The organism is Streptococcus mitis (assembly GCF_946188375.1).
Classification (GTDB): Bacteria; Bacillota; Bacilli; order Lactobacillales; family Streptococcaceae; genus Streptococcus; species Streptococcus mitis_CX.
Genome location: NZ_CAMHUS010000010.1, coordinates 1 through 24,366 on the forward strand (window position 1 = coordinate 1; position 24,366 = coordinate 24,366).

Sequence of the window (24,366 nt, forward strand, 5' to 3'; positions counted from 1 at the left end):
TTTTTACCGGTTCACTAATCCATTCCAATTAACATATTTAAATAAACCCGATAAAAATTTTACTTTTATTAAAAAATAACCCCCCCCCCCCCCGAAAAAGCGTAACTATAATTACTTTTTTCTTAAAATCACCTTAAAAATTGGTAGAATTATGATAGAATGGAAAAAAGGACTCGAGGAGATTTAGGATGCAAGATGAAAGTGTTTATGGATTAGTCTATAAGGCCATCCGTGAGGAAAGAGGGTTTACCCAGAAGGAAGCTGCTGGAACTATAGTGACTCCTCACTTTTTACGTCAGTTTGAGCAAGGGAAATCTCGGATAACCATTCAAAAATTTGAAGAGATTCTTTCTAATATTGGAATTGATAAAGAGACCTTTGATAGTCTTAAAACGCAGATGTTTCCAACTGAATTTCATAAATTACAGGCTCAAGTTGCTGATTTGGCTTATAAGCGTGAATTTAAAAAGATCATTAGCTTGATTAATCAGCCCTTGGAAAATCCTGGAATCGCTGAACACTATGTGATTGTCAATCGTGTAGTCAATAAATTTGCTATCGCAAACATCATCGGCGATTCTTTTCTGACTCCAAAAGATTATCAAGAACTAGAATATATCAAGAACTATCTCAGTGAATTGGACGACTGGAATAAAATTGAGGTGAATATCTTTTCATCTATCTTGCCTCACTTTTCAATCGAATTTTTAGATTATAGGCTCTACCACTTATTAGATACTCTAAAAAAACAGACTGAATACCATTCAATCCGTACTTCTGACTATTATATTGCCTGCTTAAGAACTGCTATCAAGCATTACTCTGTTAATGGCTACTATGATAAAGCTGAAAATCTAGCGTTGAAGACCCTGGAAGTGATTAATACTTTCCCTCTACTGAGTACCAAGATGACAGAGATGATTAGTCTTTCTATGGAACGAGCTAATAATTTTCTCAGACAAGACGATGTCAGAGGTCTAGAACTTGCTAAGCATATCTTTGCCAGTCTTGATAACTTTGAAAAAATCTATCCAAATCAACTTCTGACTCGAATGAGAGAGGATTTCTTTGTTACTGTCACACAACTCAATCACACTGGACAACCTTTAGATATATAATCTAGAAATCAAAAAAGCTTGAGGAACCACATATTTCCTCAGGCTTTTCTTATCCTTTAAAGGTCACAATAGTTGCGCCACTCCCTCCAGCATTTTGTGGGGCATAGCCGAAACTCTTGACATGTTTGTTTCTTTGTAGATATTTGGTGACACCTTCACGGATGACACCTGTTCCGATACCATGGATGATATCAACTTGAGCCATATTGTTAAGCAAGGCTTGGTCTATAAAGGCATCTAGCTCATTCATGGCCTCTTCATAACGTTTGCCTCGAAGGTCCAGTCTGGCTTGAGGGCCACGACCAGAAGTTCGTTTCACGACATTGACCTGTTTCTTCTTGACTTGCTTTTCTTGCTGGGCTTGAACAAGGTCAAACTCTTTCTCTTCCAAGATCATCTTGATCAAGCCAACTTGGGCCTCCCAGCGGCCGTCCTTGAGTTGACTGGTCAAGGTACCACGCTGTCCGTAACTGAGCACCACGATATCATCTCCCACCTTTGGAGCTCGTTTTTTCTTGGCCTTTTGAAGGACCTTGTTTTTAGACAAATCTACTTTTTCAGGAGCTAATTTTTTCAGCTTGGCCTTGGCTTCAATGATTTCGTGGGGTTTAAGTTGGGATTTGCTGTGGAGATTTTTGAGAATCTGGTCACTCTCACTGAGGGCCATGTCCACAATCTCAGCAGCCTGTTCACGCGCCTTATTAAGTTCGGTTTCCTTTTCACGATTGAGCTCGTTATAAAGTTTTTTTAGAGCACGGTTCATCTTGAGATTTTCTTGCTCCACCTCACGGATATTGTCCAAGCGTTTGCGGCTCTCTAGCGTCTGCTCTTCCAGCTGCTCAATAATCCGATTGACATCATTGTCCTGATCAACCTGCTGACTGGCATCCCCTACGATAACTTCAGATAGACCTAAACGTTTAGCAATTTCGAAGGCATTGCTTCGGCCAGGAACTCCCTGCATAAAGCGATAAGTCGGGCGAAGAGTCGCAGTATCAAACTCCATGCTGGCATTTTGCACAAAGGCTGTCTCAATACCATAGGCCTTAAGTTCTGGATAGTGGGTCGTAGCCATGGTCTTGACTTGACGTAGGCGAAGGTCCTCCAGAATAGCCATGGCAAGGGCAGCTCCCTCTTGGGGATCTGTACCAGCCCCCAACTCATCCAAGAGCAAGAGCGAATGTTGATTGACCTTGCCAAGAATATCCACAATATTGGTCATGTGGCTAGAGAAGGTAGACAAGCTCTGCTCAATAGATTGCTCATCTCCAATATCGGCAAAAATTTCTTCAAAAATACCCACACGGCTTCCCTTATCTGCCAAAATCGGTAAGCCTGACTGGGCCATAACCTGTGTCAAGCCCAGAGTTTTGAGCATGATGGTCTTACCACCAGTATTAGGACCTGTAATGACAATAGCTGTTAAATCTTGGCCAAAATGGACATCATTTGCGACGGCATTTTTGACCAAAGGATGGCAGACATGGAGCAGTTGAATCTCCTGATTTTCTGACAGCTGAGGAACGACTGCTTGGCTTTCTTGAATAAAGCGGACCTTGGCACGAATCAAGTCCAGATGGCCGATAATCCAAGCATCATTGGCAATTTCAGCCGCATGAGGGCGGACACGTTCAGAAATTTCTTGGAGAATGCGAAGCATTTCATAGCGCTCATCTGCTCGCAAACTGGCAATTTCTTCGCTCAGTTTGACCACCTCACGGGGTTCGATATAGACGGTGTTTCCACTAGCAGAAATATCATGAACGACACCTGCAATCTTATTGCGGTAGGTGTTTTTGACTGGTAAAACCTGACGGCCATTTCTGCTGGCAACGATTCCTTCCGTCAACATCTGCGCTTTTTGCTTGAGCAGGTCCTGTAGGACATCGCGTACCTGACTCTCGCTATCATGGATTTTTCTGCGGATTCGCGCCAATTCTTCACTGGCAAAATTTTCAATGAAACCTGCATCATTAAAGGCTTGGAGATTTCCTTGTAATTGCGGAAAATCATGTAATTTCTCAAACCAAAGGGCTAATTCTTCCAAGCTGACATTTTCCAGATTGGCATAAAAACTTTGCAGTTCTCGGCTGGAAAGAAGCACGCGCTTCAAGAGGAGGAACTCCTCGATATTGAGGTCCGCCCCCATCTCCAAACGCTTGCAGACTCCTGCAATTTCCTTGGTTGAGAGAATAGTGAAATACGGTTGCTCGACGAAAAGAGCCTGCATTTCCTTCATCTCAGCAAAAGCCTGTTTTATTTTATCTGCTTTGGCAGTCGGAGTCAGCTGTCTCAATTGCTCCAAGCCCTGTTCGGTCAACAAATGAGGTTCAAACAAGGCCTTGACCTTATTGAACTCTAATGTTTCTAATATTTTCTTATTCATCGTTATTTCCTTGTCTTTGAATGTCTAGGTGTGGTAGCTTTTTACATTCTGATAGATTCTAGTCAATCTGTAAACAAAGGGCTAGGAAAACTCCTGCCCTTTTTATCCGATTAAATTTGTCACCCAGATTTGTTTGAGCCAACTGGTTGTTACTGGTATGCTCTGGATGATGTGTTTTGCGACGATACTCTTTTCAAGAGGATTTTGTATAGCTGCCATGGGGATGGTCGCCAAGATGGTCAAAGCCATTTGCAAGACAAATAAGGTCACCAACATGGACAAAATGCCTGCTGAAACTTGGAACAACTTGCCACCCAGTTTTTTACTAGGAAGTAAGTGTAACAAGAGACCAAGCAAACGACCGATGCTATAGACAATCCCAAATACAAGCAAGTAGCCGATCCCTGCATAAAAGACCTTATCCAACTGAAAGAGTTGATCCGATGGGAAAAAGAAAGTTCCCTGACCTTCCTGCGGATTTGCATAAGGGAGCAACAAATGAAATTGCTCTCCCAGCACCTTATAAAACTGGCCAGCCACAAAAGCCGATGCCAGGGCTGAAATCAGGTAATAAACCTGTAAGAGCAGGCCTCTCCGATAGCCGATATAAAATCCCCAAGCCAAGACCAATAGAAGAAGGAGTGAAATCATAAGGAGTCCTCAATCTTGCTCTGTTCTTGCTTACAAGTCACAAGCTTGTGACGGAGTTCTTCTAATTCTTGCTCCTTATCATCAAATTCAATCTCACGGCTGAGTTGAGTTGATAAACAGTTGACTGCCAACAAAAGAGCGATTGTTTCATCATCTGCACTAGGCATTTGTTCTTTAATTGCTTGATATTTTTCTGTCGCAACCTTGGCGATTTCCTCCATAAAGAGATTATCATGTTCGCTTGTCAAGGTTAATGATTTTTTCCCGAATGTAAATTTGAATCGATTTAGATTTGCCATAAAATTCACCTCACGATATTATACCAAAATTCGCTAATTTTGTCAGTTTTTACAAATTTGCCTGCTTTTATGGTACAATAGAAACTATGGCAAGTATAACACTCACACCAAGCGAAAAGGAGATTCAGGCTTTTCTTGAACACTATCAAACCAGTCTGGCTCCCAGTAAGAATCCCTATATCCGCTACTTTTTGAGACTGCCTCAGGCAACGGTTTCTATCTATACTTCTGGAAAGGTCTTGCTTCAGGGTGAAGGAGCTGAGAAATATGCTTGTTTCTTTGGCTATCAAGTTGTAGAGGAAAACAGGGGACAAAATTTCCCTTTGATTGGGACAGATGAGGTAGGGAATGGTTCCTACTTTGGTGGACTTGCAGTTGTGGCTTCCTTTGTCACACCTGACCAGCACGACTTTTTACGAAAACTAGGTGTGGGAGATTCTAAGACTCTGACAGACCAAAAAATCCGTCAGATTGCCCCTATCCTCAAAGAAAAAATCCAGCACCAGGCACTGCTTCTCTCACCAAGCAAGTACAACGAGGTCATCGGAGACCGCTACAACGCTGTTTCTGTTAAAGTAGCCCTCCATAATCAGGCTATCTATCTCCTTCTTCAAAAAAGTGCTCAGCCTGAAAAAATTGTGATTGATGCCTTTACCAGTGCTAAAAATTATGACAAGTACTTGGCACAAGAGGCAAATCGTTTCAGCAATCCTATCATCTTAGAAGAAAAGGCTGAGGGCAAATACTTGGCTGTCGCAGTTTCTTCCATCATTGCGCGTGATCTTTTTCTGGAAAATCTTGAAAATCTAGGACGAGAACTGGGCTATCAACTTCCAAGTGGAGCTGGAACGGCTTCTGATAAGGTAGCTAGCCAGATTTTACAAGCCTATGGTATGCAGGGACTCAACTTCTGCGCCAAACTGCACTTTAAAAATACTGAAAAAGCGAAAAAACGCTTAGAAAGGTAAATTATGAATTCATTTAAAAATTTCCTAAAAGAGTGGGGATTATTCCTCCTGATTCTGTCATTACTAGCTTTGAGCCGTATCTTTTTTTGGAGTAATGTCCGCGTAGAAGGACATTCCATGGATCCGACTCTAGCGGATGGCGAAATCCTCTTTGTTGTCAAACACCTCCCTATTGACCGTTTTGATATCGTGGTGGCCCATGAGGAAGATGGCAATAAGGACATCGTCAAGCGCGTGATTGGAATGCCTGGCGACACTATCCGTTACGAAAATGATAAACTTTACATCAATGATAAAGAGACAGATGAGCCTTACCTAGCTGACTACATCAAACGTTTCAAGGATGACAAACTCCAAAGCACCTACTCAGGCAAGGGATTTGAAGGAAATAAAGGAACTTTCTTTAGAAGTATCGCTCAAAAAGCCCAAGCCTTCACAGTTGATGTCAACTACAACACCAACTTTAGCTTTACTGTTCCAGAAGGAGAATACCTTCTCCTCGGAGATGACCGCTTGGTTTCGAGCGACAGCCGCCATGTAGGTACTTTTAAAGCAAAAGATATCACAGGGGAAGCTAAATTCCGCTTCTGGCCAATCACCCGTATCGGAACATTTTAAGAGACCTAAGAGGCCGAGAATCAAGAATCTCAGCCTCTTCTTCTATCGTGATAAGATGATTATTCACTACCCAGTCTAACTAAGATAGAAACAACCCCAGCTCTCACCTATTTACCTATTTATACAAAGGAATTTTATGGAAGTTTATTTTTCTGGAACCATTGAACGGATTATTTTTGAAAATCCCAGCAATTTTTATCGCATCCTCCTCCTAGAAATCGACGATACGGACGCAGAAGATTTTGATGATTTTGAAATCATTGTCACTGGTACCATGGCTGACGTGATTGAGGGAGAAGACTACACTTTTTGGGGGCAAATTGTCCAGCACTCCAAGTATGGGGAACAACTGCAAATCAGCCGTTATGAACGTGCAAAACCAACTAGCAAGGGACTTGTCAAATACTTTTCAAGTAGCCATTTCAAGGGGATTGGTCTCAAGACAGCTCAGAAAATTGTCGATACCTATGGCGACAATACCATTGACGAAATTTTGCAACACCCAGAAAAGCTAGAAGGCATCGCAGGACTATCTGCCAAAAATCGCGAGGCTTTCGTCTCAACTCTCCGCCTCAACTACGGAACAGAGATGGTTTTGGCCAAACTAGCCAACTACGGCATTCCCAATAAACTAGCCTTCCAGATTCAAGACTTTTACAAGGAAGAAACCCTTGATGTGGTTGAAAATTATCCCTATCAACTGGTCGAGGATATCAAGGGTTTGGGCTTTACTATTGCTGACCAACTAGCGGAGGAACTGGGCATCGAAAGTCAGGCTCCTGAACGCTTCCGTGCTGGTCTAGTTCATAGTCTTTTTCAAGCCTGTATGGAAACAGGGGATACCTATGTTGAAGCACGGGATCTGCTAGAACAAACCCTTACTCTCCTTGAGTCTTCCCGTCCCGTGGAACTGGATCCCAGCCAAGTAGCCCAAGAGCTCTCCTACCTGATTGAAGAAGATAAGGTTCAGCAGATTGATACCAAAATCTTTGATAACAGCCTCTTTTTCGCTGAGGAAGGCATCCGTAGTCACTTGGTTCGTATCCTTGAAAAAGGAAAACAGAAGAGTCATGATTTAGAAACCATTCAAAAACATATCACTACTGTCGAGAAAGATCTGGGAATCCACTACGATAGCATTCAAAAACAGGCGATTTGTGACGCTATCCAGAACAAGGTCTTTATCCTGACAGGTGGGCCTGGTACTGGTAAAACGACCGTTATCAATGGTATCATCGCTGTTTATGCCCTTTTAGAAGGACTTGACCTCAGGAAAAAAAGCAACCTGCCGATTCTTCTTGCCGCTCCAACTGGACGAGCAACTCGGCGCATGAATGAATTGACAGGTTTGCCTAGCGCGACCATACACCGCCACTTGGGAATGACAGGGGACGATGATACCAGTCATCTGGAAGATTATCTGGATGCCGACTTTATCATCGTAGATGAATTCTCCATGGTGGATACTTGGCTGGCCAATCAACTCTTCTCCAACATCTCTTCTAACAGTAAAATTCTCATCGTGGGAGATAGCGATCAGCTACCGTCTGTCAGCCCTGGACAGGTTCTAGCGGATCTGCTCCATATTCCTTTGATTCCTCAGACTCGCTTGGAAAAAATTTACCGGCAAAGCGAAGAATCAACCATCGTCACCCTAGCTAGTCAGATTCGACAGGGAATCTTGCCAGCTGATTTTACCCAGAAAAAAGCAGACCGTTCCTACTTTGAAATTGCTAGTGGTCATATTCCTGCCACCATTGAGAAAATCTTAGATGCTGCCCTCAGAAGTGGTATCCCTGCCCATGATATCCAAGTTCTGGCTCCCATGTACCGAGGGACGGCAGGGATTGATGCTATCAACCAGCTCATGCAAGACCTGCTCAATCCAACACAAAAAGATCAACTCAGTTTTGAAGCTCCCCAGTGCCACTATCGAAAGGGAGACAAAGTCATTCATTTGGTCAACGATGCTGAAATCAATGTCTTTAATGGGGATTTGGGAGCCATCACAGACCTGATTCCTGGTAAATACACCGAATCGAAACAAGACGAGATTGTCATTGATTTTGATGGCAATGAGGTCTCTTACCCACGTAACGAATGGTACAAGATTCGCTTGGCCTATGCCATGAGTATCCATAAGTCTCAGGGAAGTGAGTTCCCTGTTGTCATCCTACCGATTACCAGTGCTAGTAGGCGTATGCTGGAGCGTAATCTCATCTACACAGCCATTACACGCGCCAAAAGCAAGCTTATCTTACTAGGCGAATTACAAGCCTTTGACTATGCTACCCAGCATATCGGAACTGCCCGAAAAACCTATCTAATTGAACGCTTCAGTGATTTATTGGAGAATGTTGAAGAAAAGCAACAAACTGTCTCAGAAACTGCCACATCAAGTACCTCTGAACAATCCTACATCTTAACCGAAGAAAACTGGGACAGCATCCCAGCCATGATTGGGATTACAGACGCAGATCTCAAAGAGATTTTTGGAAAATAATGCACAAGAAAACCCACCAATTCAGGTGGGATTTTTGTTTATTAAGATTATTTAACTGTTGCTGTGCTTGTAATCAACTCAACAGCTTTTTTGATTGTGATATCGTGTTTCAACATATCAGCTGAAAGCAAGCTTTGTACTTGAGCAACTTCCATGTTGTAGTCTGTTGCCAATTGCTCGATTTCTTTTTGGATTTCTTCTTCTGAAGCGTCAAATCCTTCAGCTTTTGCAACTGCTTCAATAACAAGGTTAGTCTTAGTACGTGACTCAGCTTCTGCTTGGTATTGGTTGTGAAGGTCTTCTTGAGTAGTTCCAGTGATTTGGAAGTACATGTCAGGGTTGATACCTTGACGTTGCAAGTTTCCAAGGAATTCATTTACTGAACGGTGAACTTCTTCGTGGATCATTTCTTCTGGGAGTTCTACGATTTCAGCGTTTTCTACAGCTTTATCAATTGCTGCACCTTCAACGGCATCTTTGTAAGCTTCTTCTTTAGCAGCAGCCAATTCGTTACGGTATTTTTCTTTCAATTCAGCAAGTGTTTCAACTTCTTCGTCGATGTCTTTTGCAAGTTCATCGTCAAGAGCTGGAACTTCTTTAGCTTTTACTTCGTGGATAGTTGTCACGAATTTAGCTTCTTTACCTGCAAGGTCTTCTGCTTGGTAGTCTTCTGGGAATGTTACGATAACGTCAACAGTTTCACCAGCTGAGTGACCTACCAATTGGTCTTCGAAACCAGGGATGAATTGACCTGAACCAAGTCCAAGTGAGAAGTTTTCACCTTTTCCGCCATCAAATTCAACACCGTCGATAGAACCAACGAAGTCGATGACAACAGTGTCGCCGTTTTCAGCAGCAGCTTCCTTGATAACCAATTCAGCCAAGTTGTTGCGTTCGCGTTCGATACGCTCTTCAACGTCAGCGTCAGTGACTTCTTTTTCTACATCTACTGATACTTCAAGGTTTTTGTAGTCACCCAATTTTACTTCAGGTTTTGTAACGACCTCAGCAGTGATAACCCAGTCTTGACCTTTTTCCATTGAAGTTACGTCAATTTTTGGTTGAGCAACCACTTCAAGACCAGCTTCTTTTACAGCTGCTTCATAAGCATTTGGCAAAAGAGCGTTCATAACGTCTTGGTAAAGTGACTCTTCACCAAATTTTTTGTCAAAGATAGGACGTGGAAGGTGACCTTTACGGAAACCTGGAACATTAAGAGATTTCTTCACTGAGTTGAAGACACGATCCAATTCTGGTTTGATTTGGTCTTGAGAGATAGTGAAAGTCAAGACACCACGGTTTGTTTCTTTGTTTTCAAATGATACAGACATTCTGTCATTTCTCCTTAAAATTTTTTAAATACAGTCTATTATAACATAAATGAGCGACTTTTTTCAAGTAACGAATGCGCTTTTCAATGATAGGGGAGGTACGGTTTCTTCTTAGTTTTCTTTAGGTTTCGAATATAATCTTATAAAAGATGTTTAATAATGGCTGATTACAGTAAAAAACGAATCGCCCACACATCCCTCATTAGGCGATTCGTTTTGTATTATTTAACCACAAGAACCTTGTAATATTCATACTTATTTGGCTGTGTAATCTTAATTTTTTGACCATAGAAACCATCGATTTCTTTGTCAAAATAATCTGAAAATCTTGATGGCAAGCGTTTCATCTTAAGAACCTCACCAGATTGGTCTGCATATACAAGGAAATGATAGTGGGTTGTAGACATACCGTCATCAATCAATACAAAGTAACCTGTTTTAAGCTTACCTTGTCCATTATCTAAATGGTATAGTTTATTGTTATTGATTGTGAAGTTAGTAGATGGAAGTCTAAGTCGTACACCTGGGTCTTCTAGATAAAGATCATTGCCAACTTTTTTGATTTCTGATCTAGTTGTCATCTCTGGAAGTGGTGTCACTCTACGACCATCTGCTCCAAAATAATATCGACCTGGTAGACTTTGGAAATTTCGAATAACAGCTTTAGGATCAATTTCTTGTCCCTCTTCTTTATTATCCACTAAAGCCAACATCGTATTGGAAACTTGATCCCCATATTTGTCGGAAAACTTCTTGAACTCAGGTTTGATATACCAAGTGTTTTTATCCACGATAACATCAGTAAAGTTATTTCCGTCAAATTTTGCTGTAATCAGATATTCATATCCATCACCTAAACGAACAATGTCACCATTTTTATAAGGGCTATTTTGTAAAGTGAACATATGGCCATCCTTGCTGAGAATATAGCCTGTCCCATCACTAGAATTTACAACTCTATCAGAGGCCATTGCACCTGATTGTTCAAAATAATACCAATTACCATCTATGAACACCCAACCTGTCATCATAGAACCACTAAAATGAAGATAGTACCAAGTAGACCCTTCTTTGTACCAACCTGTACGCATAGCACCACTATTTGCGAGTGAGTACCAGGTGTTTCCTTCCTTGTACCAGCCAGTGCGCATAGCACCACTATCTGCTAGAGAATACCAAGTATTGCCGTCTTTGAGCCAGCCTGTCTGCATTTTACCAGTGCTGTCAAAGTGATACCATGAGCCAGCATTTTGTACCCATTTATCCTTAGCTAGACTGCCATCTTGAGAAAGATTCCAGTCAGCACCATTTTTAACCCAAGTATCTGCAGCCTGTGCTTGATTGATAGACAAAAGTAGACCAGCACCTGCAAGTAAACCAAGTGTAAGTAGTTTAGATTTGTTCATAGCCATTTCCTCCACGAATTGAAACTGAGAGATAGAGTTAGTTTAACCATCTTTTTTATAACACTCTTAAAGAGATGAAATAAAGTCCTTAACGCTCTAGTGACCTTATTTTGATAATTTACAGGGACATGATTTTAACCCCCTTTTGAGTTTATATCAATCTTTTTATAGTCAATATATTATTTTATCTATTTATAACTCTATTCTACTCCCCTATAAAATGAATGTCAACAAATAACATAAAAACATTGTGAAAAAAATATTTTATCACGCTAGAGGTACTTACTCGCTTCTTTGATACTAAATTAAGTCATTGCTCTAACATTATTTTATATAATTACTAAAACTCCTCATGCCCCACCAAGTGGTGCTGAAAGGCATAGACTGCAGCCTGGGTACGATCGCTGACTTCAAGTTTGGCTAGGATATTGGACACGTGCGTCTTGACCGTCTTGAGAGAGATAAAAAGTTCATCTGCGATGCGCTGATTTTCGTAGCCCTTGGCGATGAGTTGGAGAACATCTCGCTCACGCGCAGTCAGGTCCTCATGTAGTTCTATGTGATTGCGGTGGTATTCGACTTTTTTGCTGACCTCTTGTTCAATAGCCAGCTCGCCAGCAGCCACCTTACGAACAGCATGGAGTAGTTCGTCTGCACTAGAAGTCTTGAGCATATAGCCCCTAGCACCCGCATTTAAGACAGGCATGATTTTTTCATTGTCCAAGTACGAAGTCACAATCAAAATCTTGGCTTCAGGCCATTCTTTGAGGATAGCCAAGGTCGCATCAATTCCATTCATCTCAGGCATGACGATATCCATGACAATAACATCTGGACGCAATTTCAAGGCCAACTCAATCCCCTGAGATCCGTTGGACGCCTCACCCACAACTTCTACATCGTCTTGGAGATTAAAGTAGCTTTTCAAGCCCAATCGGACCATTTCATGGTCATCTACTAGTAGAATTTTCATCTTTACTCCTTTATCATTCCTTATCTAACAGGGGAATACGGATATCAACTGCCAGCCCTTGCTTGGGAGCTGTTAATAACTGAACCGTCCCTGCCATATCTTCAACCCGCTCCTTGATATTGCGGAGTCCATAACTCAGGTCATCTAAATTCCCCAGTTGGAACCCAATCCCATTGTCCACCACCTTCAGTTGCAATTCAACATCTGTCTGATAGAGATAGACATCTAAACAAGAGGCCTGGGCATGGCGAAGGGTATTGCTAATCAACTCTTGCAGGATACGGAAGATATGTTCCTCGATTTTCTTAGGCAATTTCGTCACATTTTGCTTGAGACTAACCTTAAGATCACTCTTGTCCTCAAGCTCTTTTAAGAGGATTTGGATTCCCTCAACCAGACTCTTCTGCTCCAACTCAACCGGCCGCAAATGCAAGAGCAAGACCCGCAAATCCTTCTGGGCTGTTTCTAAAATAGCTGTGACACTCTGCAACTGGGTCTGCATCTTTTCTCTATCCAATTTCAAAGCCTGCTGACTAATACCCGATAAAATCATGTGGGCCGCAAACAACTCCTGACTGACTGTATCGTGCAAATCCCGAGCAATCCGCTTTCTTTCCTGCTCAATGATTTCCTCTTCCTGAGCAAGACTGTGATTTTCAGCCTTTTGAAGAGCTTCTGTTAAAAGGTTAAGTTTACCTGACAAAGACTTGAAACTGGCATCCAAATCTGGATCTGCAACCTGAACCACTTCTTGCCCTGCCAACAAACGCTTGAGATTAGCCTGCATTTTTCTTAGAGAAAGCTCTTCAACACCTCGCCAAAACAGGACTAAGAGACAGGTCATGGACATGCTGAATACCAACAACAAAAAGACAAATTTTTCTGTTTTTTCGACATCGTGCAGAAAGATAGACCAGTCAAAGTCAAGGATGTCCAGCAAGCTGTGGGAGAAAAATAAGACAAACAGAAAGGAGGTGAGAGCAATGATTACATAAGCTTGTTTTTTCATCCTCTGACCACCTCCACATCTCCAATCATAGTGGTCAAGAGAATCTTGATGCTCTTGTTACTCTTGAGATAGTCTCTTGTTTCCTGATGATAGTGCTCATTGCGGAGGGCTCGCTTGGGATGATTGAAAAAAGTCAAATCCCCATAAAGACAATTAACACTGAGACTGACTTCCACATCTACAGGTACAATGATTTTGGTTGTTCCTACCATCTTTCTGAGGATAATAACATTATCATGATTGGTTAGGATGACCCTCTCCAGATGAATGGTGTCCTTGCCCATGAGACGAAAGAGATTGATATCATCAAACTGGCAAGTCTGGTAGCTTGAAAAATGATGGAGATTCCCAAACCAACGATTTTTCTCCTTCTTAACCGTCACCACCTCTTCAAACACCAAATTTGTCTGCTCTTTTTCCTGATTCATCATCGGATAAAGAAGAAAGAGACTGTATATGACCGCAACAAAAATAGCTAGAATCACAAAGGGATTGAGCATAACGATGAAAAAGAAGAGAATGGTTGCCACCACTAAAAGAAGATTATTCCCCTCTTTACCAGTGTAATAGCGAATCAAAAGCAAAAAGAGGAATAGAATCAGCAGAAAACGTGAAAAATGCTCTGAAACCATCAAAATCAGAGCTCCTGTCAACAGACAGGCTTCGATAAATAAAAAGATTTTAAATTTTCTCATAGGTTCATCCTCTCCCTTCTATTTTATCACAATTCAAAAAAGTCACCTCAGTCTGAAGATGGAAAAAAGGCGGTGGTTACGCCTTTTTCATCTGATCCTTTGCTTCTTTTAATTTTCCATAAAGAAGATAGTCTACTTTTTGTAAATCTGCTATGGTTGCACAATTAAGGGCACACATGATCAAGCGTAGATCTGCTTTCCAGCCTTGAACAATGTCTATCACTTCTTCAACTGAATAGGTTTCAACCAATTCTAGAACTGTTCGAGACAGTCCCACAGCCTTAGCCCCAAAGACCAAGCACTTAATCATATCCAGCGGATTCCGAACCCCTCCACTAACTAAGAGTTCGACCTTGTCTTTCCATTCTTGGGCATTGAGAAGGGCCTGCATGGTGGACTGGCCCCATTGATTAAGATAATCACGCTGACCACTGCGACGGTTTTCGATATAAGCAAAGCTGGTGCCACCACGACCTGATAGATCAACAGTTCGAACGCCTAGTTCATAGGCTCTTTCGATGGTCTTGGCATCCATTCCAAAGCCCACTTCCTTGAGGACAATCGGAACAGGGATTTGCTGGCTATAGTCTGCTAGATGCGATTGCCAGCTTCTGAACTTCCTTTCTCCCTCAGGCATGAGCAACTCCTGCATGATATTGACGTGCACTTGCAGGAGAAGGGGATCCATCTCTTCTACAGTCCGAAGGCCCAACTCAACAGGCTTGTCCAATCCAATATTGGTTCCAAGAAGGAGATTTGGATGATCAGACTTGACAGAAAAAGAGTCATCTGTTGGATCCTTGAGGGCTGCGCTATAAGATCCTGTCACAAATAAAATCCCACAGGCTTCCGCTACCTGAGCCAGCTTTTGATTGATTTCTCTTCCCTTATCGCTTCCACCCGTCATAGCATTGATATAGAAAGGAAAGTCCCACTTGCGACCTGCAAATTCTGTCGACAGATCGATTTCATCCAGATTGTAAAGAGGCAAGGAAGAATGAATCAGCTCCACCTCATCAAAGCTATTATAGGAACTTTTCTGCTCAAGAGCATAGCGGATGTGCTCGTCCTTACGATTTGTCGTCATGTCCTATCCTTTCTTGGTATAAGAGCTCAATCCCCAGATCGGCCCAACGGTTTTTTAGGGTTTCAGTTGATTGCTCATCAAAACTCAAGGCAATACCACAATCACCACCACCAGCGCCGCTACTCTTGGCAACAACCTGCAAATCTTGACTGGCTTGTTTCAGTTGTCTAAGAGAAGGCGTGTAAATATCTGTACTCAAGCCTTCTAAAAGCTTGCTGGCCACTTCTACTTGCTCGATAATTTTTTCTGATTTCCCCTGTTCCAAGGCTTCTACCAAAGAAACCACCGTTTCTTTTGAGGAACTTAAAAAATTCTGATTGATATTTTGCTTGATTTGCTGGACCATGTGACTCGATACAGCCACTTCCTTGGTCCATCCCACTAGGAAATCACATTCTAGGGCAGGTTGTACGTGTGAGATTGAAAAACCCCAATCACGCTCTAAAACAGTCGCTAAGTTTTCTTCTTCCAACCAAGTAGCCACCTTCTGGCGATCAAATGACTGGTAGAGAACCAAATCCTCTGCCACAATACAGGCAATGTCCCCCATAGAACCATTGTCTCCGCGCTTAAGCAAGACAGCACTGGCCAGCTTGAACAAGAGATCCTGATCAACCGAAAGATTATATAGAGCCAGCAGAGCCTTGATGACCAAGACAACGACGCTACCGCTAGAACCTAAACCAAACTTTTTCCCTTCTCTTTCCATTTTTCCTCGGATTTCCAAAGAAAAAGGTCGCAAGGTCTGCCCACGATAAACAAGGAAATCTTCCACTAAAACAATCGTTTCTTGAATCAAACTGTAGTCAGGATTTGGCGCCAAGTCCACTTCAAAATCAAACATATCTGAGTAGATACGGTAACTATCAGAAAAAGCAATCTCCCCCTTCATATAGATGGGGATGTCCTTTATCAAAGATAACTGCCCTGGTTCTAGAATAGCATATTCGCCTGCCCAATAGAGTTTTCCGCAAGTTTTAACAGCAATCATCTTGACTCAAATCCTTTGTTTTTGACACAATTAAGCGATAACGTTGACCGAAGATTTCTGATAAATGCTCCAAGTCTTTCTCCTGACAGAGGACTTTGACATTGGGACCAGCATCCATAGTAAAGTAGCAGGCTTCCCCTTGCTCACGAAGCTGGCGGACAAAGTCCATTGCTTCATAGCTTGCATCGGTCAGATAAGAAAAGGCTGGTGATGCAGTTTTGGTCGTAGCGTGCATAGCAAGGGCATTTTTCTCCGTTAACTCCCCAACCTTGGCAAAGTCATTTTCCTTAAGGTAAACCAGCATATCCTGATAATCCTTCTCAGACTGACGGACCCAGTCATCAAAGGTCGTCGAAGTTTCCACACAAAGTTTCATCCCATCACGACTAGAGATTGGTTTTTTCTTGTCCTCTAGCACCAACATAATCATAGCTAGTTTCAAGTCTGTCTCTACAGGGTAGATTTCTCCACTATCCTTATCCCAAGCACCTAGTGGTCCATAAAAACTCCGAGAAGAAGAGCCTGATGCAAACTTAGCCTCCTGCGCCAACTGACTCCGATTCAAACCAAGCTTGAAATAAGCATTACAAGCCTTGACCAAGGCGGACAAACCGCTAGAACTTGAGGACAAGCCCGCTGCGGTCGGCATATTGTTTTGAGTGTCAATACGAACAAAACCCTCATCATCTGGACGATAACGGTCAATAATCTTGCTCATCTTGGCATGCTCCGCCTCACTCTGTAGCTGACCATTGATATAAAAGGCATCAGCAGTAGCATCCGTCGGTAGAGATGACAAAGTCGTCTCTGTGTACATATTTTCCAAAGTCAGAGAGATACTGCTAGTAGCAGGCACCATCTCTTTCTCTTTTTTCTTTCCCCAATATTTGATAATAGCAATATTTGCGTAAGAACGTACTGTTACAGGCTCTCTATCCATGTCTGAACAGCTCCTTTCTCTTCTAATCTTTCTGCTAGTTCTTGAGCTTGAGTCAAATTGGTTGCCAAGGCTATGATACAGCCTCCTAGCCCACCACCGCTCATCTTGGCACCCAGAGCACTATGGCTAAGAGCCGTTTCAACTAGAGAATCCGCCTCAGGGCTACTAACACCAATTTCTTTTAGATGTAAATGCGCTTGACTAAGGATTTGTCCCAGTCCTTCAGCATCTTTTTGTGAAATCGCTTCTTCTGCTTGCTGGGTCAATTCTCCCAGGGCATGCAAAAACTGCAGGGCATCCTTGCCCTTGTTTTGAACCACTTGGATGGCTTCACGAGTATGACCATAAACGCCCGTATCTGCAATCACCAAATATGCGGATAGATTCATCTCAAGCTCTGTAAATCCTACGTTCTTAATAAAGCGAATAGGCTGGTCACTGAGACAGGTCTTAGCATCCAAACCACTCGGATTCATATGGGCAATCATCTCAGCCCGATTGACCAAGATTTCTAGTACATCATGAGGCAGATCAGCCTGATAGTAGTCAAAAACCGCACGAATGGCCGCTATGCTGATAGCCGCTGACGAACCCATTCCCCGTTTTTCAGGGATAGCCGAGTCAATCTCACAGCGAATGCAGGCTTCTTTGATATCCAAATACTCCAGCGAAGCATAAACTGCCATGGACAAGGTATCCTCCTCATAGAGACGCCAAGGACTCGCTGCAGGAACTACCTTACAAGTTACCACCACCTCCAAAAGAGGCAGGGAAATGGCAGGATAACCGTAAACGACCGCATGCTCCCCTATTAAAATTATTTTACTATGTGCCTGACCGACACCCACTTTTTTTGTCATGTTTTCCTTTTAGCTAGACGGAAAGACCGTCTCATACTCAATGAAAATCAAAAGGCAAACTAGGAAGCTAGCCGCAGGCTGTACTTGAGTACGGTAAGGCGACGCTGACGTGGTTTGAATTTGATTTTCGAAGAGTATTATTTTTTCCTACAAGTATTTATTTTCTCCTATCTATTTTATTATATTTTCACAAAAAAAGCGATTGTTTCCATTCACAATCGCTCGATGCTAAAATAAAACTTTTAAGCAAACTAGAGAAAAAACTCAAGAAAGAAATGGATAAACTCAGTTGCATGATTACAACTGAGTTCTCCTAGTCTATTTTCTATTCTTGCATGGTGTAACCGACACCACGCACGGTTTTAATGTAGCTTTTTTGACCTTTTACATCAAGCTTGCTACGTAGATAACGGATATAGACATCCACGATATTTGTTTCGGTCGCACTTTCATACTTCCAGACACTTTCCAACAACTGCTCACGAGTCAGAACTTTCTTGCTTCCCATAAGAGTAGCCAAAAGGTCATACTCACGACGGGTCAGAGCAATCATCTCCTCGCCACGATAAACGGTATGATGTTCTACATCCATACGCAGATTGCGGTAAGACGTTGGAACCTTCATCTGACTACAGTGTTGGTCGATGAAGTCCCGACCACGGAAAATCGCTGAAATACGAGCTACCAGATTCTCAATAATAACTGGTTTATAGATGTAAGAAACGGCAAAGCGTTGGATTGTCTCAATCTGATCTTGCAATTCTTCACGATGGTCCAAGACCATAATCACTGAGGCTGGCTTAGTCCGACTTAGCTTATCTGCAAAATCCTGGGCTGTCATATCCCCAAGTTGAGCATTCAATAAAATCAAGTCATAGTCTGTCTGAAGAGCCATGGAGAGGGCTTTTTGCCCCTCCTCAACCTGATCAACTCGGTATTGCTCTTTTTGGAGTTCCAAACTTAAAAAATGAGCTAGATTTCTTTCTTTCTCAAGTAATAAAATCCGTTTCCCCATGGCAGACCTACTTATTTTTCGTCATACCAAGAGTAGTGGAATGTTCCTTCTTTGTCTTTACGTTGGTAAGTGTGGGCACCAAAGTAGTCACGTTGCGCTTGGATCAAGTTAGCTGGAAGGTCAGCTGAACGGTAGCTATCAAAGTAAGTAATCGCTGCTGAGAAAGTTGGCACTGGCACACCAGCTTGAACAGCAAGAGCTACGATATCACGCACTGCTTGTTGGTACTTAGCAGTGACATCCAAGAAGTATTCATCTAAAAGAAGGTTAGCAAGGTCTGCATCACGGTTGTAAGCATCTGTAATCTTTTGCAAGAAACGAGAACGGATGATACAGCCATCACGCCAGATAGATGCGATATCTGCAAATGGCAAGTTCCAGTTGTTTTCTTTAGAAGCTACACGCAATTGCGCAAAACCTTGTGCGTATGAAATGATTTTTGAGAAGTAAAGGGCTTGACGGATCTTTTCAATCAACTCAGCCTTGTCTCCTTCAAATTTGAAGGCAGCTGGTTTTGGAAGAACCTTGCTAGCATGCACACGTTCTTCTTTGTAAGTTGAAATGTAACGTGCAAATACTGACTCAGTGATGAGTGACAATGGCACACCAAGGTCAAGAGATGATTGGCTAGTCCATTTACCAGTTCCCTTGTTACCTGCGGCATCAAGGATGTAGTCTACGATTGGTCCATCTTGGCCTTCATCGTCTTTACGGCTCAAGATATCAGCTGTGATTTCGATCAAGTAGCTGTCCAATTCACCCTTGTTCCACTCAGTAAAGATTTCAGCCATATCTTCTGCTGAAAGGCCTAGCAAGTGTTGCATCAAGTCATAACTTTCTGCGATCAATTGCATATCACCATACTCGATACCGTTGTGAACCATTTTCACATAGTGACCAGCTCCATCAGGACCGATATAAGTCACACATGGTTTGCCATCTTCTGGTGCTTTAGCTGAGATTTCTTCAAGAACATCCGCAACCAATTCGTAGGCCTCTTTTTGTCCACCAGGCATGATAGAAGGACCTTCTAGGGCACCTTTTTCACCACCAGAAACCCCAGTACCGATAAAGTTGATACCTGAGTTTGCCAATTCTTCATTACGACGGATGGTATCTTTGTAGAAAGTGTTTCCTCCGTCGATCAAGATATCACCCTTGTCAAGGTGTGGAAGAAGGGCTTGAATTGTAGCATCTGTACCAGGTCCAGCTTGAACCATGAGCATGATACGACGAGGTTTTTCGATTGAGTTTACAAAACTTTCAACGTCATAGCTTGGTACAAAGTTCTTTTCAGGATGGCAAGCAATTACATCTTCAGTTTTTTCTTTACTACGGTTGTAAATAGCAACTGTGTAACCACGAGATTCAATATTAAGGGCAAGGTTACGACCCATTACGGCCATACCAACAACACCAAAGTTAGCTTTTGTCATTTGACACTCCTCTTGTTTAATTTGTTTTATTTTATCATTTTTACTTTTGAAAAGAAAGAATTTTGTAACGACTGCTTAGTAGTCCAAGTCATCCGCATGTCCAGAACCATTTCCAACAAAGTATCCTGTCTTACAGTTAAGGGTAAAGAGATAGGTTCCGTCTGGCTTGTAGAGGTTGTAATAACCATTGCCATTAACGATATTAACACGTTCAAGGATATATTGGTTACCAGTGATATAACCACGTGAACGTGAAGTCGCTAGAATTTGTTCTAAGACACCATCCGCGAAATCCCAGGCAGAATTATTGCTATCATCAATAGCAGACTGGTTATAAGAAACACGACTCGCACTTCTTTGAACAGCAACTCCTGCACTTGATACACCCATATTGACTTCACTGCGGGTACTTCTAGTTTCAGTTGATGCAGCATTTGAACTACTTGGACTTGTCTCACTAGCAGTATTTTCGCTTGCTTGACGAGAGCTTGAGCTGCTAGTTTCACTTGAACTTGAGCTTGAAGAACTTGTTTGCTGGCTCTTACCAAGGCTGATAGCCTTATCTAGAACTTTATCAAGCTCCGTATTTCCAGTTTTAATATCTGTAAATTTAGCATCCGATTTGGCTTTAGCATTGGTATCCAAGACACCATCCACAATAGCTGGCTTCTCAAATTGAGCATTTACATCTTGAATGGCCTTGATTTGAGTTGCTAGGCTATCATACTTAGATTTTGCAAGCGTATATTCACGACTACCTTCTAGCTTATCAAGCAAGGTTTTCAGTTGACTCAGCTTATCAAACTGACTATTCTTCAAAGCCGTTTTGTTGCTATCTGTATAGAAGGCATCATATAAATTATTGAATTCTTCTGCATCTGACTGCGTGTTTGTAGTTGATTGAGAAGTCTGGATTTCCTTGGTCGAACGATCCACTTGACGATAAACATAATAACCAGTTCCAAGGATAAGAACCACTAATGCGCCTAGAATCCCGTAAAGCACCCATTTCTTCTTACTTTTCCCATCTTCACTATCTGATACTCGAGAACGTGTGAGAGCCTCTTCCGCTCCTACCAATGGTACTTCTTCCTTCTCAAATTCTTCGACAAGAGGAGCTTCTGAAACTCGTGTTAATTCTAAATCATCAAACTGACGCAATTCATCTTCTGGAGCTGGAGAAGTTACTCCTGTTCCCTCACGAAGCTCTTGAAGTAAATTATCCAGAGTCTGAGTTTCCTCTATCTCTTCTACCTCTTCTTTTTCAACTAATTCATCTTTGCTAAACTGACGCGTTTCAAACTTATCTGCCTCAATTTCATCTTTATGTTGCTTCACATACTTGTCTAAGATAGAATCTCCAGGTAATACCCCTGCTTCCACCTCTTCATTTTTACGCATGGCTTCTCCAACTGTTAGCTCTTTAGCATCATCAAAATCAAATTGCGCTTCTTGATGTTCTGCTTTATGACGATTTCGTCTTTTCTTACTCATGAGTTTTTCCTTTCTCCTTTACTTCCTGACGTTTTACACGCTGACCAAAATATTGATACAAATCCACTTTCAAGGTTCCATTGTACAACTTACGTTTCTTATCTGCCTGACTACCATACTTGGTCTCAAAGGATTCATCACTAGTTAGGATAAATTTGCTCCAAGTTTTCAGCGGTGCAAATACTTGCCCCATTTCAGCATAGAGCTTGGTAACCCCTGCATCATCTGACAAGCGTTCCCCATAAGGCGGGTTGGAGATAATCACTCCATTGATTTTTTCGGAACGCAAATCCTGCACGCGCATCTGCTTAAAAGTAATATCCCCTGCAACACCTGCTGCCTGAGCATTGGCCTTAGCAATTTCCACCATGCGAGCATCAATATCACAGCCCATGATATCCAGTTCAAGCTCACGATCTACTTTCTTAGCTGCTTCTGTACGCACTTCTTGGATCAAGCGGTCGCTGACCCAGTTCCATTCCTCAAATGCAAAGGAGCGACGAAGACCTGGCGCCATCTTTCGAGCAATCATAACTGCCTCGATACAGAAAGTTCCTGAACCACAGGTCGGATCAATCAAAGGCTTGTCTGGATACCAGTTAGAAAGTTGTAAAATAGCTGCTGCCATATTTTCCTTGATCGGAGCCCCACCTTTTTCAGTACGATATCCTCGTTTAAAGAGACTGGAGCCTGTCGTATCAATCATGACAGTTGCTATATCTTTAAGAATAGAGACCTCAATCTTGAACTCAGGACCATTCTCCATCAGAGGAACACCTTCTGGACGGGCATAGTGTTTCTGCAATTTCTTAACAACGGCCTTCTTTGAAATAGCCTGAACACTGGGTTCATTGTGTAGCTTAGATTTAACACATTTGGCTTTTGAAATCGGGAATCGTGCCCCGAACGGTAAATAATTTTCCCAATCTAGGGCAAATACTCCCTGAAACAGCTCTTCAAAAGTCTTAGCTGGGAAAGTTCCTACGATAATCTTGATACGATCTGCTGCTCGAAGCCAGAGGTTGATCTCGATAATGGCTCTCACGTCTCCTTGAAAACGAACACGTCCATTCTCAACCTGACAATCGTAGCCCAACTCTCGTACTTCACGACCAACGACAGCCTCAAGCCCCGCTGCAGCAGTCGCGATTAAATTAAATTCTTTTTTCATTTTCAGTCTTATAAGACCTTTCTATATGTCCACTTTAAAAAATGAGGTTGAGAAAATTTCTCAGCCCCAACCTATATGCAATTTTCTATAAGCCATGTTTTGTTCCAGAAGTGACTAGGACCACTTCCTTTGATAATCATCTGTCTACCACTAACAGCATATAGCTGATAGCAGTCAGAGTACTACGTTCGTTTCCGTGCACTCCATGCCCCGACCGAAATTTGGGTTGCTAGCTTGAGGGGTTTACCGCGTTCCACTCTCTCCGTTTCCAGAAAGACTCCGTCACTGTGGCACTTTCAAGCATACTCTGACCTATCCGAGGACTTAGCCATTTCAACTGCCGTAACGATTTCTCGTCCCTAGGCTTATGGATTCGCCTAGCACAAACACTACAGGCATCACAGCCTGTGCTAGCATGGACTTTCCTCATGAAAAGAAATTCTCCTCACGCGATTATCCAAAAATTGCACTTTTCTAATAAGCTCTTATAAATCAGAGTTATCCAAAATTTGTTTACCAAACACTTCTTTTTCAAGACGATTCAAGCGTTTCAAAATATCAAAATTCGTCATAGAAGTTGTAGCTGTCATTTCAAGCGGTTCTGCTTGAACCGGTGCAGATTCAGGTTTGCGAGACAATTCTTCCTTCAACTCTACAATTTCTTGACGGAGAGACTTGACTAAGGCAGCATAAGTTTCGTAGTCCTTGATGACATCGTCCAAAAATTCATCAACTTCAACCTTACTATATCCACGGACTTCACGTCCAAACTCTTGCTCAAAAATATCTTTTGCTGAAAAAATAATACTTGCCATCTCTCTCTCCATTCTCGGTTTCTAATAGTATTATTATATAAAAAAAGGCAAACAAAAATCAAGGTCAAAGGCTTACTTTTCAGAAAAATTTTCTGCTAGTTCATTTAAGTCTTCAAACGTTAGCCTTTTTATGCGATAACCTTCCTGATTTTTCATCAAGTTATCCATAAATTTTAGTTTGGTCTCATTTTCTGGGTCATAGAAAAAATAAGCTAAGTCAGTATTTTCCAGCAAAAATCGTTGGTAGTCTCGTAGTTGCCCCATATGTTCATATTTAGGATAGGCATATTTGACAAAATCGACCTGCTTAAATTGGCTAAGTTTAAGCTGATTCGCTTCATTCCAATTTTCCCCGTGTGTTTCAAAATCAAAAATCGTCGCTAGGCTGAAATCATATTCTTCTTTCATTTCATTTGCGACATCCAAAACCCAGGATTCAAATCCCAAGTTCCCTGTAAAGACCAGCCATTTAAGCCCCTCTTCTGCTAAATTTTCTAAATCTCTTCTAATCGCTTTCTTTATAATTTTTAACCTGATATCTTTTTCGTTAAAGACACCCAAATCAAAGCTAGAATAGCCCATAATCAAAGCTGTGGTCAT

The 24,366-nt window shown here is 42.0% G+C and carries 22 protein-coding genes and 1 other RNA gene; 4 read left to right on the plus strand and 19 right to left on the minus strand.

The annotated features are described in order from the left end of the window. Window positions 1–188: 188 nt before the first annotated feature. Window positions 189–1,118 (plus strand): helix-turn-helix domain-containing protein, encoded by a 930-nt coding sequence (locus N8M16_RS08455; protein WP_261069995.1) that lies wholly within the window; start codon window positions 189–191, stop codon window positions 1,116–1,118. Between the two features lie 49 nt (window positions 1,119–1,167). Here N8M16_RS08455 and N8M16_RS08460 read toward each other — a convergent pair whose 3' ends face one another. The 3 genes from N8M16_RS08460 to zapA all read right to left on the minus strand — a co-directional run bounded on the left by N8M16_RS08460 (window position 1,168) and on the right by zapA (window position 4,454). Next, the gene (locus tag N8M16_RS08460) at window positions 1,168–3,504 is read right to left on the minus strand and encodes an endonuclease MutS2 (protein WP_261069996.1); all 2,337 of its coding nucleotides are present in this window, start codon (window positions 3,502–3,504) and stop codon (window positions 1,168–1,170) included. Between the two features lie 102 nt (window positions 3,505–3,606). Further along, window positions 3,607–4,155 carry a CvpA family protein gene (locus N8M16_RS08465; RefSeq protein WP_261069997.1) on the minus strand — a complete coding sequence of 183 codons (549 nt, stop codon included), beginning with the start codon at window positions 4,153–4,155 and terminating at the stop codon, window positions 3,607–3,609. Further along, window positions 4,152–4,454 (minus strand): cell division protein ZapA, encoded by a 303-nt coding sequence (gene zapA, locus N8M16_RS08470; RefSeq protein WP_000002019.1) that lies wholly within the window; start codon window positions 4,452–4,454, stop codon window positions 4,152–4,154. The genes N8M16_RS08465 and zapA overlap by 4 nt, the downstream gene beginning before the upstream one ends. 86 nt (window positions 4,455–4,540) lie before the next feature. On the opposite strand from zapA, the gene rnhC reads away from it, so the two are divergent. The 3 genes from rnhC (at window position 4,541) to recD2 (ending at window position 8,543) form a co-directional block, all read left to right on the plus strand. Next, entirely contained in the window at window positions 4,541–5,422 is an 882-nt protein-coding gene (gene rnhC / locus N8M16_RS08475) for a ribonuclease HIII (RefSeq protein ID WP_261069998.1), read from the plus strand. A 3-nt stretch (window positions 5,423–5,425) separates the two neighbouring features. Then, window positions 5,426–6,040 carry a signal peptidase I gene (gene lepB / locus N8M16_RS08480; protein ID WP_001083986.1) on the plus strand — a complete coding sequence of 205 codons (615 nt, stop codon included), beginning with the start codon at window positions 5,426–5,428 and terminating at the stop codon, window positions 6,038–6,040. Window positions 6,041–6,176: 136 nt separating this feature from the next. Continuing rightward, window positions 6,177–8,543, plus strand: coding sequence for an SF1B family DNA helicase RecD2 (recD2, locus tag N8M16_RS08485; RefSeq protein WP_261069999.1), 2,367 nt, complete (start codon window positions 6,177–6,179; stop codon window positions 8,541–8,543). A 47-nt stretch (window positions 8,544–8,590) separates the two neighbouring features. On the opposite strand, the gene tig is transcribed toward recD2, so the two are convergent. From tig to N8M16_RS08565, 16 genes are all read right to left on the minus strand, one after another. Next, window positions 8,591–9,874 (minus strand): trigger factor, encoded by a 1,284-nt coding sequence (tig, locus tag N8M16_RS08490; RefSeq protein WP_261070000.1) that lies wholly within the window; start codon window positions 9,872–9,874, stop codon window positions 8,591–8,593. A 221-nt stretch (window positions 9,875–10,095) separates the two neighbouring features. Next, entirely contained in the window at window positions 10,096–11,280 is a 1,185-nt protein-coding gene (locus N8M16_RS08495) for an N-acetylmuramoyl-L-alanine amidase family protein (protein ID WP_261070001.1), read from the minus strand. 340 nt (window positions 11,281–11,620) lie between these two features. Continuing rightward, the gene (locus N8M16_RS08500) at window positions 11,621–12,253 is read right to left on the minus strand and encodes a response regulator transcription factor (RefSeq protein ID WP_261070002.1); all 633 of its coding nucleotides are present in this window, start codon (window positions 12,251–12,253) and stop codon (window positions 11,621–11,623) included. Between the two features lie 13 nt (window positions 12,254–12,266). Next, the gene (locus tag N8M16_RS08505) at window positions 12,267–13,262 is read right to left on the minus strand and encodes an envelope stress sensor histidine kinase LiaS (protein WP_261070003.1); all 996 of its coding nucleotides are present in this window, start codon (window positions 13,260–13,262) and stop codon (window positions 12,267–12,269) included. Continuing rightward, on the minus strand, window positions 13,259–13,957 hold the full coding sequence (gene liaF / locus N8M16_RS08510; protein ID WP_173268195.1) for a cell wall-active antibiotics response protein LiaF: 699 nt from the start codon (window positions 13,955–13,957) through the stop codon (window positions 13,259–13,261). Before liaF ends, N8M16_RS08505 begins: the two co-directional genes overlap by 4 nt. A gap of 76 nt (window positions 13,958–14,033) precedes the next feature. Then, entirely contained in the window at window positions 14,034–15,044 is a 1,011-nt protein-coding gene (gene fni, locus N8M16_RS08515) for a type 2 isopentenyl-diphosphate Delta-isomerase (protein ID WP_261070004.1), read from the minus strand. Beyond that, entirely contained in the window at window positions 15,028–16,035 is a 1,008-nt protein-coding gene (locus N8M16_RS08520) for a phosphomevalonate kinase (protein WP_261070005.1), read from the minus strand. The genes fni and N8M16_RS08520 overlap by 17 nt, the downstream gene beginning before the upstream one ends. Beyond that, window positions 16,022–16,975, minus strand: coding sequence for a diphosphomevalonate decarboxylase (mvaD, locus tag N8M16_RS08525; protein WP_049500290.1), 954 nt, complete (start codon window positions 16,973–16,975; stop codon window positions 16,022–16,024). The genes N8M16_RS08520 and mvaD overlap by 14 nt, the downstream gene beginning before the upstream one ends. Next, window positions 16,957–17,835, minus strand: coding sequence for a mevalonate kinase (gene mvk, locus N8M16_RS08530; protein WP_203212679.1), 879 nt, complete (start codon window positions 17,833–17,835; stop codon window positions 16,957–16,959). Before mvk ends, mvaD begins: the two co-directional genes overlap by 19 nt. Before the next feature lie 325 nt (window positions 17,836–18,160). After that, window positions 18,161–18,850, minus strand: a complete 690-nt coding sequence (locus tag N8M16_RS08535; RefSeq protein ID WP_153220775.1) for a response regulator transcription factor — start codon at window positions 18,848–18,850, stop codon at window positions 18,161–18,163. 11 nt (window positions 18,851–18,861) lie between these two features. Then, window positions 18,862–20,286: an NADP-dependent phosphogluconate dehydrogenase gene (gene gndA / locus N8M16_RS08540; protein ID WP_000158778.1), complete on the minus strand. Its 1,425-nt coding sequence runs from the start codon at window positions 20,284–20,286 to the stop codon at window positions 18,862–18,864. 75 nt (window positions 20,287–20,361) lie between these two features. Next, the gene (gene mapZ / locus N8M16_RS08545) at window positions 20,362–21,780 is read right to left on the minus strand and encodes a cell division site-positioning protein MapZ (protein ID WP_261070006.1); all 1,419 of its coding nucleotides are present in this window, start codon (window positions 21,778–21,780) and stop codon (window positions 20,362–20,364) included. Continuing rightward, a complete protein-coding gene (locus tag N8M16_RS08550; protein ID WP_261070007.1) occupies window positions 21,773–22,951 on the minus strand; it encodes a THUMP domain-containing class I SAM-dependent RNA methyltransferase in 1,179 nt (392 codons plus the stop codon). Before N8M16_RS08550 ends, mapZ begins: the two co-directional genes overlap by 8 nt. An 83-nt stretch (window positions 22,952–23,034) precedes the next feature. Next, window positions 23,035–23,416: RNase P RNA component class B (gene rnpB, locus N8M16_RS08555), an RNA gene on the minus strand. Window positions 23,417–23,436: 20 nt separating this feature from the next. Further along, a complete protein-coding gene (gene gpsB / locus N8M16_RS08560; RefSeq protein ID WP_247928188.1) occupies window positions 23,437–23,766 on the minus strand; it encodes a cell division regulator GpsB in 330 nt (109 codons plus the stop codon). A 72-nt stretch (window positions 23,767–23,838) separates the two neighbouring features. Then, the gene (locus N8M16_RS08565) at window positions 23,839–24,366 is read right to left on the minus strand and encodes an SLOG family protein (protein WP_261070008.1); all 528 of its coding nucleotides are present in this window, start codon (window positions 24,364–24,366) and stop codon (window positions 23,839–23,841) included.